The 15,821-nt window shown below is 47.8% G+C and carries 12 protein-coding genes; 1 reads left to right on the top strand and 11 read right to left on the bottom strand.

All coding sequences use genetic code 11. The features are described from left to right. Window positions 1-74 precede the first annotated feature (74 nt). The 4 genes from P364_RS0109165 to trhO form a co-directional block, all read right to left on the bottom strand. Window positions 75-1,124: an ABC transporter substrate-binding protein gene (locus P364_RS0109165; RefSeq protein ID WP_024629836.1), complete on the bottom strand. Its 1,050-nt coding sequence runs from the start codon at window positions 1,122-1,124 to the stop codon at window positions 75-77. Between the two features lie 358 nt (window positions 1,125-1,482). Continuing rightward, window positions 1,483-1,842 carry a hypothetical protein gene (locus P364_RS0109155; protein WP_029880859.1) on the bottom strand — a complete coding sequence of 120 codons (360 nt, stop codon included), beginning with the start codon at window positions 1,840-1,842 and terminating at the stop codon, window positions 1,483-1,485. Window positions 1,843-2,063: 221 nt separating this feature from the next. Next, complete coding sequence (locus P364_RS0109150; RefSeq protein ID WP_024629834.1) at window positions 2,064-2,702, bottom strand: helix-turn-helix transcriptional regulator; 639 nt, start codon at window positions 2,700-2,702, stop codon at window positions 2,064-2,066. Window positions 2,703-2,724: 22 nt separating this feature from the next. Then, window positions 2,725-3,612: an oxygen-dependent tRNA uridine(34) hydroxylase TrhO gene (trhO, locus tag P364_RS0109145; protein ID WP_024629833.1), complete on the bottom strand. Its 888-nt coding sequence runs from the start codon at window positions 3,610-3,612 to the stop codon at window positions 2,725-2,727. A gap of 408 nt (window positions 3,613-4,020) precedes the next feature. Here trhO and P364_RS37955 point away from each other — a divergent pair, with 408 nt between their 5' ends. Further along, window positions 4,021-7,227 (top strand): InlB B-repeat-containing protein, encoded by a 3,207-nt coding sequence (locus P364_RS37955; protein ID WP_024629832.1) that lies wholly within the window; start codon window positions 4,021-4,023, stop codon window positions 7,225-7,227. Window positions 7,228-7,325: 98 nt separating this feature from the next. Here the strand turns inward: P364_RS37955 and P364_RS0109135 are convergent, their stop codons facing one another. The 7 genes from P364_RS0109135 to P364_RS0109105 all read right to left on the bottom strand — a co-directional run bounded on the left by P364_RS0109135 (window position 7,326) and on the right by P364_RS0109105 (window position 15,806). Beyond that, complete coding sequence (locus P364_RS0109135) at window positions 7,326-8,750, bottom strand: YfcC family protein (protein ID WP_024629831.1); 1,425 nt, start codon at window positions 8,748-8,750, stop codon at window positions 7,326-7,328. A 1-nt stretch (window position 8,751) separates the two neighbouring features. Continuing rightward, window positions 8,752-9,948: a M20 family metallopeptidase gene (locus P364_RS0109130; RefSeq protein ID WP_024629830.1), complete on the bottom strand. Its 1,197-nt coding sequence runs from the start codon at window positions 9,946-9,948 to the stop codon at window positions 8,752-8,754. 372 nt (window positions 9,949-10,320) lie between these two features. Further along, window positions 10,321-11,229 (bottom strand): LysR family transcriptional regulator, encoded by a 909-nt coding sequence (locus tag P364_RS0109125; protein WP_024629829.1) that lies wholly within the window; start codon window positions 11,227-11,229, stop codon window positions 10,321-10,323. Window positions 11,230-11,355: 126 nt separating this feature from the next. After that, entirely contained in the window at window positions 11,356-12,465 is a 1,110-nt protein-coding gene (locus P364_RS0109120; RefSeq protein WP_152532688.1) for a hypothetical protein, read from the bottom strand. A 55-nt stretch (window positions 12,466-12,520) separates the two neighbouring features. Next, entirely contained in the window at window positions 12,521-14,026 is a 1,506-nt protein-coding gene (locus P364_RS0109115) for a sensor histidine kinase (RefSeq protein ID WP_024629827.1), read from the bottom strand. Beyond that, a complete protein-coding gene (locus P364_RS0109110; protein ID WP_024629826.1) occupies window positions 14,023-14,733 on the bottom strand; it encodes a response regulator transcription factor in 711 nt (236 codons plus the stop codon). The genes P364_RS0109115 and P364_RS0109110 overlap by 4 nt, the downstream gene beginning before the upstream one ends. Window positions 14,734-14,954: 221 nt before the next feature. Then, window positions 14,955-15,806, bottom strand: coding sequence for an Rpn family recombination-promoting nuclease/putative transposase (locus P364_RS0109105; RefSeq protein ID WP_024629825.1), 852 nt, complete (start codon window positions 15,804-15,806; stop codon window positions 14,955-14,957). Window positions 15,807-15,821 lie beyond the last annotated feature (15 nt).

Raw genomic sequence — 15,821 nt, 5'->3', positions numbered from 1 at the left:
TATCGAAAAGAATGAGGCGAACCCGCCTGCACGTCCGCCTCGCATCCGTACTGCCGGAGGATTCTCCGGTCAGGTTATTGAATAATGTTGTTGTCCTTATCCTTCACTTCTGCCTTCATCTCATCGGTAACGGTGATGCCTTGAGCTTCAGCAGCCTTCAGGTTAAGGATCAGATCCAGCTTGTCCGGTACAGTGACTTTCATGTCACCCGGTTTTGTACCATTTTTCAAAATGTCCGCAGCCATTTCACCAACCTGATATCCGTGATCGTAGTATTTGAAGCCTACGGTTGCGAAAGCTCCTTTTTCCACGGTATCGCGGTCACTGGAGAAGAACGGAATTTTATTTTTGTTTGCTGTCTGGATAATTGTATCCACTGCACTAACTACCGAGTTATCCAGCGTGATATAGAAGGCATCCACTTTTCCAACCAGAGAATCGGTTGCCTGTTTAACTTCGGATGTGTTTGTTACGGGTGCTTTGACCAGCTTGATATTATGTGTCGCCAGCGCTTTCTCCGCATTGTTCGCCATTACAACCGCATTCGGTTCACCCTCGTTAATAACCAGACCTACCGTCTTCACATCCGGCAAATATTTGGCGATAAAATCAGCCAACTGCACGATGGCCTCCGGATTCGTATCCGATGCACCCGTTACATTACCACCTGGCTTATCCATGTCACTCACCAGCTTGGCACCCAGCGGGTCCGTCACCGCTGCGAAGAGCAATGGCTTGTCCTTTACTTGTTGAGCCAAAGCCAATGCGGATGGTGTTGCAATCCCCAGGACCAGGTCATTTTTGGAATCTCCCGCAATCTTCTGGGCAATGGACAGGTTGTTCGTTGAATCCCCTTGCGCGTTATTGTAATCAATCGTCAGGTTTTTGTTCTCTTCAAGGCCTGCATCCTTCAGCGCTGCAATAAATCCTTCACGTGTGGCATCCAGTGATGGATGCTCAACGATCTGCGAGATCGCGATGCGATACGATTTCTCCGCAGTGCCTTCACTTGTTGTGCTGCCTGATCCCTCGGTCGTTGTGCTACCGCCGCTGTTATTTCCGCAACCAGCCGCTACGATCATAGATGCAACCATCATTAAGGACATCCAGAATTTCTTTTTCATGTGTGAAACCCCTCTCCATCTTCTAAAATGTTGATACCCTCATCGTTATCCAAGTGACACGATAGGGCGGGACAAAACGAACGCTTCAACGCATTGTTGCTTTGACCGACAAAAGCAGACAAATATAGACTCTCCTCATGCGACTGAAGTCCATGACCCGTGTTGATAATTCATTGTTTCCCTAATATTAAGGTGCGACCTGTTTCCCGTCAATGGTTGAACCGCTTCCAATTTGGTTTCTTTGCAGATACGTGAGAGAAAACATTACATAAAACAAAAAAAGACCTCCGCAAATCAAGCGGAAAGTCTTAGGGGAAAGGCCACCGGTCCATCTCTCCCGATGTATATCGGCCTCAGCTCACTTTTGTTCTGTCTGTAATTCTTCAATTTCAACAGGTGTTAACCCGGTAGCTTTGATGATGATGTCTAACTCAATGCCCAGAGACAGCATGTTGAGTGCAATTTTTCGTTTACTCTCTGCTTCTCCTTCTTTGATGCCTTCTTTGATGCCTTCTTTGATTCCTTCTTCAATTCCTTTTTGGATGCCTTCCTCTAGGCCTTTCTTAAGACCTTCTTCTCGTGCGCCCTCAATCATGGAAGCTTCATCCCATAGAAATTTCTGACGGTCGATGTATCGTTGACGTGCTTGCTCATCCTGGCTCAGAAACTCCAATACACTCATGGCTTTTTTCAAAGCCGGTTCCGGTTCGTGCATCATTAACGCCTCCCGTCTAATAAGTTGAACGAAAAATTTACACAAAAACACTACGCATTCAAAACCTTTCCAGAGTCCAAACAAATCTAAGATGTAGATGCACCGGATGTTAATTTAATTATAACACGCATCTAATACTAAAAATAACGTAATTACGTCACTTTTTTTCAGCAAAAAAAGACTGCTTCGACGAATCGAAACAATCCCTTTTTCTCTCAAACCCATTAATTCCCAGCCGCTTCGCGAATCTGATACGTACATTTCTTACCACCGTCCGCATAGCATTCAGTGCGCTCCACATCCGCCTGCAGCAAGGAACGGAAAAGCTCCAGCTCACAGCGGCAAGCCTGTTTATAAACACTCGCTACCTGCACAATCGGGCAGTTCAGCTCGGTCAGTACATAGGTGCCATCCTCTTCCGTGGAAGCATCGGCCATATATCCGTTTGCATTCTGAATGCGCGCTAGTTCCTCGACACGTCCTGCCAGGTCCTGGCCTTTCATCTGCGGCAATCCACTCCGAAGTAGCTTGTCCCGGCGGCTCTCAAACAACGCATCCACGACACCGCTTCCCGCTGAATCGGACAGTTCCTCCAGAAGTTCCAGGGTCAGTGATGAATATGATTTTGGAAAAAAATTATCCCCGCGTACCGTCAAATGGTATACGGAAGATGGGCGTCCGGCTGTGGCTCTGGCTTCCCGAACCTCAATCCATCCATCCTGCTCCAGTGCCGTCAGATGACGGCGAATCGCCATGCCGGTCAGACCAAGCTCGGCTGTCATTTCCCTTGCGGTCATTGTGCCTTGCTGCTTCAGCATGAACAAAATCCGTTCACGCGTCGTTCGTTCCTCTTCGCGCTTCACGATCAGCACCTGCTCTCCCTGCTTATGCGGTTACCGGTGCTGCCTCCCGGCAGGCATCCGAGCAAAAGCGGTTATGCGTCTCTTCGCAATCCTCACAGCATACATGCTGCAGGTTGCAGGTTGGACAGTTAATGTAACGGTCATGCGTCGTGCCACAGTGATAACAGCTGGCAATCACGATATCTTCATCCGTCCGGTTAATCGGCACGGAAATACGCTCGTCAAATACATAACATTTGCCATCAAACAAACGACCTTGTACTTCATCATCCTTGCCGTAGGTCACGATTCCGCCCTCAAGTTGTGCCACGTCCTGGAAACCTTCGTTAATCATGAACCCGGTCAGCTTCTCACAACGGATGCCGCCAGTACAGTAGGTGATGATCTTTTTGTCCTTCATGTCACCCAAGTTCTCCCGAATCCACTCTGGGAATTCACGGAACGATTCCACGTCAGGACGGATCGCTCCCCTGAAATGACCAATCTCGTACTCGTAGTCATTACGCCCGTCAATTACAATGACATCCTCCTGTTGAAGATGCTCGTAAAATTCTTTTGGCGACAACCGTTTACCGCTAATTACGTTAGGGTCCAAATCGTCCTCCACGCGGAACGTAACCAGCTCGGCTTTGTGACGAACAAATATTTTTTTGAACGCATGCTCTTCGACATCATCAATCTTGAACACCATATCGCTGAACAGCGGATTGGCGTGCATATCCTTCATGTATTGCTCCGTTTGCTCCGGCGTACCGGATACAGTGCCGTTAATGCCTTCCGATGCAATCAGAATACGGCCTTTCACACCCAAATCTTTGCAATATTGCAGATGTTCTTGCGTAAACGTTTCAGGGTCTTCAATCTTCACGAACTTATAATATAAAAGCACGCGGTACGCGCTGTTACACATGTGTATCACCTGTTCCTATTCCATGTTGTTATTGGCCGGATCATCCGACAAGACTACAACGTTGCAACCTTGCTTATGAAAAAGAAAAGAAACAGCCGTCCGAAACAATGTCTCGAACTGCTGCTTTGAACATTCGACTTTTATTCCTGCATTCTAGTTTATCGGAAGCGGAATAGCTTAGTCAATATAAATGTATAGAAAGGGATGAAAGTTATGGAACAATTGAACCATAAATGATGTGAAGCTGGAAAATATCTAAATTTATTTTAAATTCAAACGAAAATCGTATTCATTTTTGCCTTCGTATCCATTACACTATGCTCATCATTATATGGCTTACCCACACCGACTAGCAAAAGATGTGGATTTGAAAAAGCATACTGTGAATATATTAGGAGGAAAATGGGGATGAACGTGAGTTTAACACTATTTAGGAAAGTAAGCATCATATGGTTAATAGTTCTTATTGGGCTGAGTGGGTTGGGAACCAATTCTCACTTTGTCCAAAAGGCCAATGCCGCAGGAGCAAAACCCTATATGGGTGAAATTCAATTATTCCCCTACACGAAAGCTCCCTCCGGTTGGGTGTATGCTGCCGGACAGACCATGCCGATCGCTCAGAATTCCGCTCTTTTCTCCCTGCTGGGCACCAACTTTGGAGGTGACGGCAAAAACACATTTGCGGTGCCCGATCTTTCAGATGCCGCACCAGAGGGAATGGGCTACTACATATCCATAAATGGAGACTTCCCCTCTCGTGAAGAGGGTACGTACGGCGCCGATAATGCTGTGCTTGGTGAGGTTCGCCTGTTCCCGTATTACTTTACCCCCAAGGGCTGGCTAGAGGCAAATGGTCAAAATCTCCTTATCTCTAAATACAACGATTTGTATCAAATGATTGGTACAACCTTTGGTGGAGACGGTCTGGAGACATTCCAATTGCCCAAGTTACCCAAAATCAAGGGTGATATCATCCATTATGCCATATCTATTGATCCGTCTTACCGTGCCGGGAGTGGGGGGACGAATTCCGAATACGTAGGAGAAATCATTCCCCTTCTAGTACAACTTCCTTTGAGTAACTGGATATTGGCTGATGGCTCCTTACTTTCCACCATCAATAATCAATCCTTGTTTAGCCTAATAGGCAACAGGTTTGGCGGCAATGGGTCAACTGATTTTAGATTGCCTAATCTGAACAGCAATCAACCGCTTCTGGTGTATTACGTTTCGAACTCTGGACAAATCCCTAATATTGTAGATATGCCACTGCCAAATGCAGTGACAGACAACTATATCACCAAGCAGAACACCCCGCTGACCATCAACTCTCCGGGTGTGCTAAACAATGATAGTGATGCTTCTGCTGCCATACAGAGAAGTGCGCCCACGAACGGTCAACTGACCCTTAATGCTAACGGTTCGTTTGTATACACGCCGAATAACAATTATGTGGGTAATGACAGCTTTACTTATGCTGCAATCAATGCAACGGGCTCGAGTGAACCAGCGTTTGTTACCATAACAGTTGAGCAGGACTTGGCGCCGATTGTCAGCGGGGTAATCGACGAGAGTGTGTATAATCAAACGGTCACGCCGACATTTAATAGCGGTACGGCACTCCTGAATGATGATGCATTCACGAGCGGCACTGCAGTTACGGAAGATGGAGATTATATATTGGTGGTAACCAACCACATTGGCAGTACAACAGTTCACTTTTCCATTGATAAGGTCCCCCCTATTGTAACGGGGGTCATCAATAATGGAATATACAGTGCGAGCCGGATAATCACCTTTAATGAGGGAACAGCCACCCTTGATGGCTCCCCGTTCCTCAGTGGAGAGACATTCAGTGTGGAAGGTGAACATGTACTGGTCGTTACCGATGCGGCAGGCAATACGACAACCATTCAATTCAGCTTTTATGCGCCACGGACTCTGACATTTAACAGTAACGGCGGTTCTGAAGTAACGGAACAAACGGTGAATTACGGTGAAAAGGCCATTGCTCCAATTGATCCAGCCAAAGCAGGCCATACTTTCGCTGGCTGGTATACGGATTCAGCTTTGAGTCAGGCTTTTGATTTCAATAACACAACCATAACCAGCAATCTCACTCTGTTTGCAAAATGGGCAATCCATTCCTTTAACGTTAACTTCGAATCCAATGGTGGCACAGAGGTCGCTGATGAGGCGGTTGATTATGGTGAGCTGGTAACAGCACCTTCTGATCCTACCAAAACAGGTCACACTTTCGCTGGCTGGTACACTGATTCGGCTATGAGTCAGGCTTTTGATTTTAATACAACAACCGTAACCAGTAATCTCACTCTGTTTGCAAAATGGACACCACACACATATACGGTAACTTTCAATACACTTGGGGGATCGGCAGTCACCGATGTAGCTGTTGAGTATGGGAAGAAACTTTCAGCTCCTGCTTCGCCAAGCCGTTCCGGTTATACGTTTGCAGGCTGGTATACAGACCCCGAGTTGAAGACTCCATTCAACTTTGATCAAACGGAGATTACAGCCGATCTGACCTTATATGCCAAATGGACTGTTCATTCCACGCCACCGTCAGGTAATAATGGCAATAGTGGCTCGGACAACCAGAACAACAACAGCTCCAACGTTAACCCTACGCCACCTAATACGTCAAATTCGTCCAACAATGGACGCTTAACACTTGCAGCGGGTCAGGCAGGCCAAGTGAGCTTGGGTAATGCCATTGCTGTAAACATCCCTACCGGAGCGATGAATCAGAAACTGACGGTCACCATTGATCAGCTTACAGATTCTTCTGCCCTGCTGACCAATCAGACCCAACTACTCAGCCCGGTATATGAGTTACTCAAAAATGTTCCGCAAAACTTCAATGTCCCCGTAACCTTATCACTGACACTTGATTCATCACGGTTACAGAGTAATCAGGAGGCTGAGCTATTTTATTTTGATGAACAAGAACAGGTTTGGCTCTCCGCGGGTGAATCTTCTGTGGATGGGAAGCAAATTCGGGTGGACGTGGACCATTTCACCAAATTTGCCGTATTTGCAGTAGATCAACCCCTTTCCCCAGCCGAGATTATGTTTAGCGATATTGAGGATCACTGGGCGAAAGAAGTCATTCAGCAAGCTGTCCGTGAAGGTATTGTGAAAGGGTATGTCGATGGATCATTTAAGCCGGACGCATCCATTACACGTGCTGAATTTACGGTAATACTGATGAATGCATTGCAAACCGATTACACGGAAGCGACATTATCTTTTACCGATCATTCACAAATAGGAGCATGGGCACATTCAGCTGTAGCGCGTGCTGTCCAAGCCGGATTTATTCAAGGAGACACGGATGGGGCTTTTCGTCCCAATGAAGCGGTAACCCGTGCAGAAATGGCTGTTATGGTCGCCCACGCTTTGCAGTTAGAAGCAGAATCCGGCACCGAATCCATCTTTGCAGATAATCAAGAGATTCCGGTGTGGGCCAGAGCAGCAGTCGCTGGCTTGCAAAAGTCCGGGCTACTAAACGGCAAAGGACTGAATACCTTTGCTCCCAGAGACAACACTACACGTGCAGAAGCGGTGAAGTTACTGCTGAGCATGCCAAAATAACAAGCCATAAATAAAAGCCTGCGTTCTGGCAGCGCCCTCTCGAAACCGGATATAACCGTTTGAGAGGATCTGCGCTAGAACACAGGCCTTTTGCTGTTTTAAGAATACTGAATGGCATTCGCGATAAGCATAAATACAATCCCCATAGCGATCCACATCACCATCAACGGCCAGAAAAATCTAACCCATTTCTGATACGGAATGCCGGATACCGCGAGACTGCCCATTAAGGCAGAAGAGGTTGGCAGAATCATATTCGTGAATCCGTCCCCGAACTGGAACGCCAGTACGGCAGTCTGACGGGTAACCCCGAGCAGATCAGATAATGGAACCATGATCGGCATCGTAGTCACGGCCATGCCTGTACCCGATGTGATGAACACGTTCATCACATTTTGGAAGAAGTACATGCCCAGCACCTGAACGGATGATGGCAGCTCGCCAACCAGCGTTGACATTCCGTATACAACGGAATCAATCACGTTCCCCTGGTCAAGTACAACCATAATTCCTCTTGCCAGACCGATGATAAAGGCACCATAGGCAATGCCGCTTGCCCCCTTGACGAATTCACTTGCAATCCGACTAGGACCGAACCCGGAGACAAGACCAGCGATCACACCCATGCTCAGGAACAGAGCCGCCAGCTCCTCCATCCACCAGCCTTCTTTCGATACACCCCAGATCAACAGGGCAAATCCGGCTACAATGGTAATGATGGTCAGAATATGTGTGATACGAATCGTTGGCAGCTTGTTCAGATCTACCACAGGCGCATCTGCTGCCTGCTCCTGCTCCAGTTCATGCACCAAACCGCGGGTGGGATCAGATTTCACTTTGGACGCATAACGCATAATATAGATACTGGTAACGGCGATAAGACACACCAGAATAATTGCGCGCAGCCACATGCCCGAGAAAATCGGAACTTCTGCAATAGCCTGAGCCAGTCCTACGTTGAACGGATTAAGCAGTCCGGCGGTAAAACCACATGAGGCTCCCAATGAGATCATCGCCGTACCGGTCAGAGCGTCATACCCCAGCGCACGCGCGATGGCGATACCTATCGGTACAAAGACCATCACCTCTGTGGACATGCCCATCGTGAACCCGCCCACAGAGAACAAGGTGATAAACACCGGGATGACCCATAGCCCCTTATTCGAGAACGAACGGGCTACCCGGCCTGTTAGAGCTTCAATCGTGCCCGTGCTCGTAATGATCTGAAACGCTCCGCCGATGATAAAAATAAAGAATACAACGTCAGCGGAATCCACCAGTCCGCGAACAATGGACTTGGGAATATCCCATAATCCCGTTGGATTGGCTTCTACATGATGGTACGAACCCGGGACAAGCAATGATTTGCCTGTGGCTTCATCCTTCACACGATCGAATTCTCCGGCAGGAATGATGTAGGTAAGCACCGTAGCGACCAGTACCAAAATGAACAAAATGACGAAGGTGTGAGGCATCTTGAACCATTTGCGCCGTTGTTGTGGTTGTTTTGTTATGTTTTCCAATTCAGCATCCCTCGCCCTTCTGTTGTTTCCACGCTTCAAACTCATCCCGTACCTGCTGCAATGCTGTCTTGTCTGCGTACAGATCGAACGCCGTAAGTGCAAGTGCCTTCGCAGCACGGTTCAGCTCGATCATGCCTTCCTCTGCTCCGGCAAGCCGGGCAAATTCAGGCGTGTGTGTTGTCGCGTCACCTAAACGAATATACGGATGGATCGCGGCAGTGATTTGGCTTACGTTACCAATATCCGATGAACCGACACCGCCCGTTTGCGGTGGATCATGTACTTCAATGCCCATGTCCTCCAAATTTTGCTGGAACAGACCTGCCAGAGCCTTGTTATTATTTCGCTCAGCATAGATAAGGCCTTCCGTAATATCTACCGCAGCTCCAACGCCTTCCGCAGCATGGCGTACGACACGATATACTTTGTCCATGACGACTTTAAGCTCTTCGACGGTCTTCGCCCGAATGATATATACAGCTTCAGCCAGCTCAGGCACCACGTTGGGCGCATCCCCACCTTTGGTGATAATCCCGTTCACTCGAACGTCATCCTTTAAATACGGACGCAGCGAGTTAATTCCCGCATACGCGTTGACCAAGGCGTCCAGTGCACTAATGCCTTTCTCAGGAGACGAGGCCGCATGAGCCTGTTTACCGTGGAACGTAAAGGTTGCGTCCACACAAGCCAGCGCACCTCTAAGCACCATCGTTTTTTGCTGCGGGTGACACATCATGACGGCATCAATCTCATCAAATACGCCATCGTTCACCATAATGATTTTGCCGCCACCTTCTTCCTCTGCCGGAGTGCCAAGAACGATGATCCGTCCCTGAAGATCGGGGCAAACTTCCTTGAGCGCCAATGCTGCACCTACGGCAGAGGCTCCGATCAGATTGTGTCCGCAGGCATGTCCGATGCGAGGCAGCGCATCATACTCGGCGAGCAGTGCAATCGTGGGTCCGCCAGGTTGGCCTTCCCATACAGCGCGGAACGAGGTATCAAGCCCGGATATACCTTTTTCCACCTGAAATCCGGCTGCTTCCAGCGGCTCGGTTAACCATTGTTGGGCTTGGACTTCCTGAAAGCTAAGCTCAGGGTTAGCGTGAATACGCAGGGATAATTCCCGCAAGTCGGGGTCCAGCCGATCTACGGTTTCTTTGATCTTTTGCTTCATATGAGCAGGGTCAGGATACATATTATTTTGCCGCCTTTCTTCAAATACAGCATTTCTATATTCAATTCAATCGAATAAATATACAATCAGATTGGATATATTGTATGTGGGACCAAGCCATAAGTAAATTCAAAAAAATTAAGGAATAGCCCATAAAAAATTTTATGGGCTTGCTTGAAATTAACATATGGATATCATCAGATGTCAGTAAATTACTGGTCTATTTGCACATAAAATAAGACTACGTATTTAAAAATTATGAATATATGTACATCCTTCAAATGGTATTCGTCACGAGATTGATACTGTCCAAGAACAGTAAGATGCCTTTTGTAACGAGAAAATAACGGATAATTATGCATAAAGCAATCCATTTACTTCTTATGCCTGTATCTAACCTCCATCCACAACATGCTGTGTCCCTGCCGTTCTCATCAAGTCCACAAAGCGGCCCACTGTTGCCTGTTGCAGCACACTTTCCTTATACACAAGCCACGTATTCCGCCTCACTGCCTGTCCGTTTCGACGGATCAGTTCCTGCTGGTGGAGGCCATCCGAAGATGACACGAAGATGCCCGGGATAATCGCATAGCCAAGGCCATACCGCACCATCTCCTTGCAGGTCTCATAGCTGTCTACACGCATCGCTACGGTTGGTGCACATTCATAACGCTCATACCACCAGGCCGCTACGCCTTCTCGGAATGGGCTCACGGGAGAACCGCCTGTTTTCGTCAAGGGTTCCTGAAATGCGATTTGCGGAAGCTCTGGAAGCTGTTCCAAGTCAATGGGTTCACGGGATACAATGCAGACTGGTTCATCGTGCAGCAGATGTTTCCCTTCATACCATGGATGCTCCCCCCGAATGACACCCACCTGAATTTCATCCCGCATCAATAGCTCCATAACCTCTACACTCAGAGCGCAGGTCACAGCAAACTGAACCTCTGGGTATAGCTCCTTGAACTGCTTTAACAACGGAGGAAGCTTGTACAATGAATAATGATTGGCAATCCCGAGGCGCAGTGTTCCCTTAACCTCATTACGAATGTTCGACAGCTGTTCCTTGACTTGATTAAGCTCATGGAGCATTCTACGAGCATAGCTGGCCAGATGCTCTCCTTCGGGAGTAAATCTGGCACCTTTTAACGTTTTATCGATGAGTGGTACGCCAAATGCCTTCTCCAATTGCTGCAAACGGTATGTCAAAGCCGGCTGGGTCATAAACATGCGCTCCGCAGCCTTGGTCAGACTACTCTCTTCCGAAATGCTCAACAGCAAACGGCAGTCTTTTTCATCCATGATCATGTCCCCCTTCACTTCTCGTCTCCTCAGTATAACCCAGAACACCTGCGTTAAAGGTGCAGAAAAAGCCCAACTCATTATGAGTCAGGCTCGCTCTGCAGATCTGCTTCTGTTCAATGATGTTTACTGTGAGATCGTAATGACCGAGGTAACAAAGTGGTATGATTCATTTTCCTGCACAGACTGTGACAGCAAAATCCGGTTGCCTTCCGGACTCCAGCTCAGCGGATCAGATGCGTTATCCATATCAGCCGAGATCTGGAACTGCTCCGCCGATTCCGTATTGGAGACGAACAGCCCCTTCTCATCATCACTCTCCGAATTGATTGTATAGGCGATTTTGGAATCGTCACCAGACCAACTCGTACCGAAAATTTGCGTGCCTCTGGCGAGCGTGGCTTTCTCATTTCCATCGAGATCGGTCAACACCAGCGCCCGTTTGGTATCGGCTGTTTTTTTCACAATTGCCAGTCTTGAACCATCGTTGGACGGAATCACCCACTCCACACTTTTTAACACCTGCTTCTCTTCACCGGTCTTGGTATCGTAGGCATTCAGCTGTCCGTCTGTGCCTGTGATGTAGTAAATCACACTACCCGAAACGCTAACGCTCCCTACATTGAAGTTCCCCGTCTTGACCAGTACCTTCGTCGTTCCATCCACACTCGCCGATACGATATCCCCATTCATATTCGGAAAGACGACATGCTCCTTATCGAGCCATGCACCTTCAAATACAAAGCCGTCGTCCTTGCCTGCCGGAATCACTTCTCCATTGTGCAGGTTCAGAATAAAGCCTTTGCCTGTCGATTCCTCTGGTTCTCTGTAGAAAATATACTGACTATCCGGGGACACGAGTGGTGAGCCCAGACTCACTTCACTTTCTTTTACAGGTGAATCGGTGCCCTTCGTCAAATCATACATGTATAAGTTATGCGGATAACGTTTCTCACCCTCTACAGTGACAGGCTTCATGGACTCGTTTACTTTATCCGACAAAATCCAGTCATTGCTTAGCCACGCTACCCCGCGCATATTCGGCAGTTTATCGATTTTCTCCAGCTTAAAGCTCTGGTACACCGACGTATTTGTATTATCCTTTACCGTAATATCCGTGCCTGATTTCCCGTTCTGTGTATTGCCCCCTGGCTCCGTTGCTCCCCCGCATGCTGTTGCCGACAATAGGACGATTGCCCCGAGTGTGCCCATAGCCGCCTGTTTCCAATTCATCATGGTCCCTCCTGATTGCTTTCTATAGACCAAGCATACACACCGCATACTTCCAAAGTTATTCAGACTTGTTTCCAACTTGTAAACTCGAATCCGCCAGAGGAAAAATCAACTGGAACGTCGTTCCTTCCTTATGCTTCGGATCGTTAGACAGCAATGTAATCGTACCGCCCTGCTTCTCTACAAATTGCTTGACGAGTGATAGTCCCAGCCCGGTTCCCCCGGTTTTTCTGGCCCTGTCTTTGTTGACGGTGTAAAAGGGTTCAAAGATTTTCTCCCGCGCCTCATCCGGAATGGGCGTACCCGAGTTAAAGATGCGAATAACCGCTTGTCGCTCCTGCATTTGCAGTTCATTTCGTACACGGATGACACCTCCCGGCACGTTATATTTAATGGCATTATCCAGCAGGTTAATGAAAATATGCATCAGGCTCTCCCGATCGCTGCGAATGATCGCAGGATGCAGGTCCAGCTCCATCGTGAGCGCAAACTTCTCGGCTTTGCCCCGCATTCGGCCACAGGCGTCCTCCAGCAAAGCACGTACCTCCACATCCTCCGCCTGATTCTCAAAATCATATTTTTCCAGAGCAGACAGATGAAGAACCTTTTCAACCATTTCGTATAAACGCTCGGTTTCTTTGCCGATGTTGTTCGTGGCATCATCCAGCAATTGCGGATCATCCTTATACATATCCAGCAGTTCAACATACGCCTTGATCGATGTAAGCGGCGTTTTGAACTCATGGCTAATATTCCCGATATATTGTTTCTGCTGCTGCTCCAGTGCCTGAAGCTTCTCAATTGCGAGCTGGAGCTTCTGCTGCTCATCATGCATGGCTTCAATATTCTGCTGAATCGATGTGCTCATATAATAAATGCCCTGTCCCAGCTCACCTAATTCATCCTTGCGTCTCACAGGCGATTCGGCAATATAATGCCCCTCACGGATGGAATCAGCGGACTTCTTCAAGCGAGTTATGGCGACGGCAAAACGATTGTAGAAGAGGTATCCCAGAATAAAGCTAAGCCCAACCACGGCAATACCCGCCCACATGAACAGCTGAAGGATACGAGCATAGAACTCATGATAGCTCTGAACCGGATATTGCATACGCACAGCACCCATCTGTCCATCCGGTCCGTCCAGGGGCGCAGCATACAGCAGCGTATCCCCCTGTTCGTGATAGGCAATTTTATTTTGCAGCGCATAGCTTAGCGTCTCTTTGATATCTGCACTTTCCTCAGACGCAATGGATGAACCGACCTGCTGCCCCTTCATATCATAAAGCGCGATGGGCAAACCTGTGGAGCTCGCTAGCTCCTGAGCCAGCCTGCGGCCATTTTGCTGTAAAAAAACCTCCTGCTCCAGACGAACGGACTCGGTATAGTAAGACTGCCGCACATTCAGATTGACCAAACGGGTCTGCTGGGACAGAATGGTCTCAATCTGTGTCTGCTGGTTGCGCTCAATCCCGCGCAATACAAGGGAACTGAGTACAACCACGGTCAGAATCAGCAGCGCCGCCAGAAAGACGCTGAACTTCAGTTTTATACTGACTCTCATACCGAAAGGCCCGGACCAGGGGCTGATGCTTTATAGCCAATTCCATATACCGTCTGCAATTTTTGCTGGTCGGTATCCCCAATTTTTTTGCGCAGGCGCTGAATATGAATATCCACCGTGCGTGTACCCCCGGCATATTCCATACCCCACACCCGGTCCAGCAGATCATCCCGCGTGTATACACGCTCAGGATTGGACATCAGAATGGTGAGTAAGTCGAACTCTTTTGGTGTCAAATCCAGCTTCTCCTCATTCACCATGACCGTGCGGTGAGCGATATGGATGCGTAGTGTTCCATTGACAATGGCCTGATTCTTAGGATCGTCAGGAGATGGGCTGCTTTTTTCCACACGCCGCATCAGCGCCTTTACCCGGGCGAGCAGTTCTCGGATCTCAAACGGTTTGGTCATATAATCATCCGCGCCCATTTCCAGGCCGACGATCTTATCCACGATATCATTTTTGACGGTCAGCAAAATAATCCCGATATCTTCCCGGTCCTCCAGTCTGCGGCATACGCCGTATCCGTCCAGCTTGGGCATCATCACATCCAGAATCATGACCTGGGGATGGAATGACGCCACCTTCACCAGCGCTTCCTCTCCGTCATTGGCTGTCTCTACTTCATATCCTTCGCGCCGCAGCGCGTAAGCAATGGCACTGACGATACTTGATTCATCATCCACCACAAGCACTTTTTTATTCATCGGAATCATCCTCTATATATGTCATGAATTTATAGTATTCTTTGGATCTATGTTAACAAGGTATGGCCCGATTAGCTATCGAGAACAACGGGATTAATAGGGAAAAAGCCTGTATCCTCTTCTCAGCTTGGACTTCGCTCTACTTTTTGTATACCCTAAACGCAACAAAAAGAGCCAACCCGCAATGGGATCAGCTCTGGAAAGTGTAAATTCAATTTTAGTTACTGCTTAGGTAGCAGCCTTTTAATTTCCTCTTCAGAGAGTCCAGAGGCTTTCACCACAGCAGACATGTCTACGCCAAGTGCAAGCAGCTCACGAGCCATTTCCACTTTACCTTCTACTTTCCCTTTGGCTTCTCCCTCAGCACGTGCACCTTCTATCATCGACTTTTCATCGCTTAGTGCCTTCATCCGTGCATCATAAGCCATTCTCGTAGCCGCATCCTGACTCAGAAATTCCAGCGTGTCCATTGCCTTTTTTAGCATCGGTTCATTCATCGCCAGCACCTCCCAGTTTGATGGATCAATCCCTTTTAAGAATAAAAGCCAGTTCACCAGTCCGCCTTTGTCCATGGGGACAGGGTGTTGATCCAGTTTGGTCAATTCCATCACATGAATTTCTATATCATCTGTCAAACCAATACCTGTATGATCTTCGCGTAAATGAAAAACATTGTGATATCGTTCATTATCCAGACATGAGAAATTTAAAATATTAATTGTCACGCATTTTTTCAAAAGATTATAGTTTTCGCCCTTCTTGATCTGGTGAGAGTACATTTCGCTCCAGTAGAACAGCGTCCTTTTTTCCATATTATACGGATTGAACAGCTGCATCTCAATGTTGATTAACTTGCCCTCCACCGTACGCGCTTTGATATCCAAAATGGATTGTTTATCTTCCGGACTATCTTTGTCCGTAAACGTGTTAATAAGTGTAATCTCCGTAAGAGGCGACTCACCGGTTTCAATAAACGTGCTGTTAAGGAAAGCTAACAAAACATCTTTACTTTGCTCACTTCCAAAAATACGTTTGAATACAAAATCCACTCGTGGATCGAGCAAATCCGTCATCCAGCATCAGCTCCA

This window comes from Paenibacillus sp. MAEPY2, assembly GCF_000499205.1.
Taxonomy (GTDB): domain Bacteria; phylum Bacillota; class Bacilli; order Paenibacillales; family Paenibacillaceae; genus Paenibacillus; species Paenibacillus vandeheii.
Note: the sequence above shows the minus strand (reverse complement) of the source record. Positions and strands in the feature narration are given on the sequence as shown.

Bases quoted from the DNA above. Each gene is read 5' to 3' on its own strand.
- P364_RS0109165 (WP_024629836.1), bottom strand. From the start codon at position 1,124: ATGAAAAAGAAATTCTGGATGTCCTTAATGATGGTTGCATCTATGATC.
- P364_RS0109155 (WP_029880859.1), bottom strand. From the start codon at position 1,842: ATGATGCACGAACCGGAACCGGCTTTGAAAAAAGCCATGAGTGTATTG.
- trhO (WP_024629833.1), bottom strand. From the start codon at position 3,612: ATGTGTAACAGCGCGTACCGCGTGCTTTTATATTATAAGTTCGTGAAG.
- P364_RS37955 (WP_024629832.1), top strand. From the start codon at position 4,021: ATGAACGTGAGTTTAACACTATTTAGGAAAGTAAGCATCATATGGTTA.
- P364_RS0109130 (WP_024629830.1), bottom strand. From the start codon at position 9,948: ATGTATCCTGACCCTGCTCATATGAAGCAAAAGATCAAAGAAACCGTA.
- P364_RS0109125 (WP_024629829.1), bottom strand. From the start codon at position 11,229: ATGGATGAAAAAGACTGCCGTTTGCTGTTGAGCATTTCGGAAGAGAGT.
- P364_RS0109120 (WP_152532688.1), bottom strand. From the start codon at position 12,465: ATGATGAATTGGAAACAGGCGGCTATGGGCACACTCGGGGCAATCGTC.
- P364_RS0109115 (WP_024629827.1), bottom strand. From the start codon at position 14,026: ATGAGAGTCAGTATAAAACTGAAGTTCAGCGTCTTTCTGGCGGCGCTG.
- P364_RS0109110 (WP_024629826.1), bottom strand. From the start codon at position 14,733: ATGAATAAAAAAGTGCTTGTGGTGGATGATGAATCAAGTATCGTCAGT.
- P364_RS0109105 (WP_024629825.1), bottom strand. From the start codon at position 15,806: ATGACGGATTTGCTCGATCCACGAGTGGATTTTGTATTCAAACGTATT.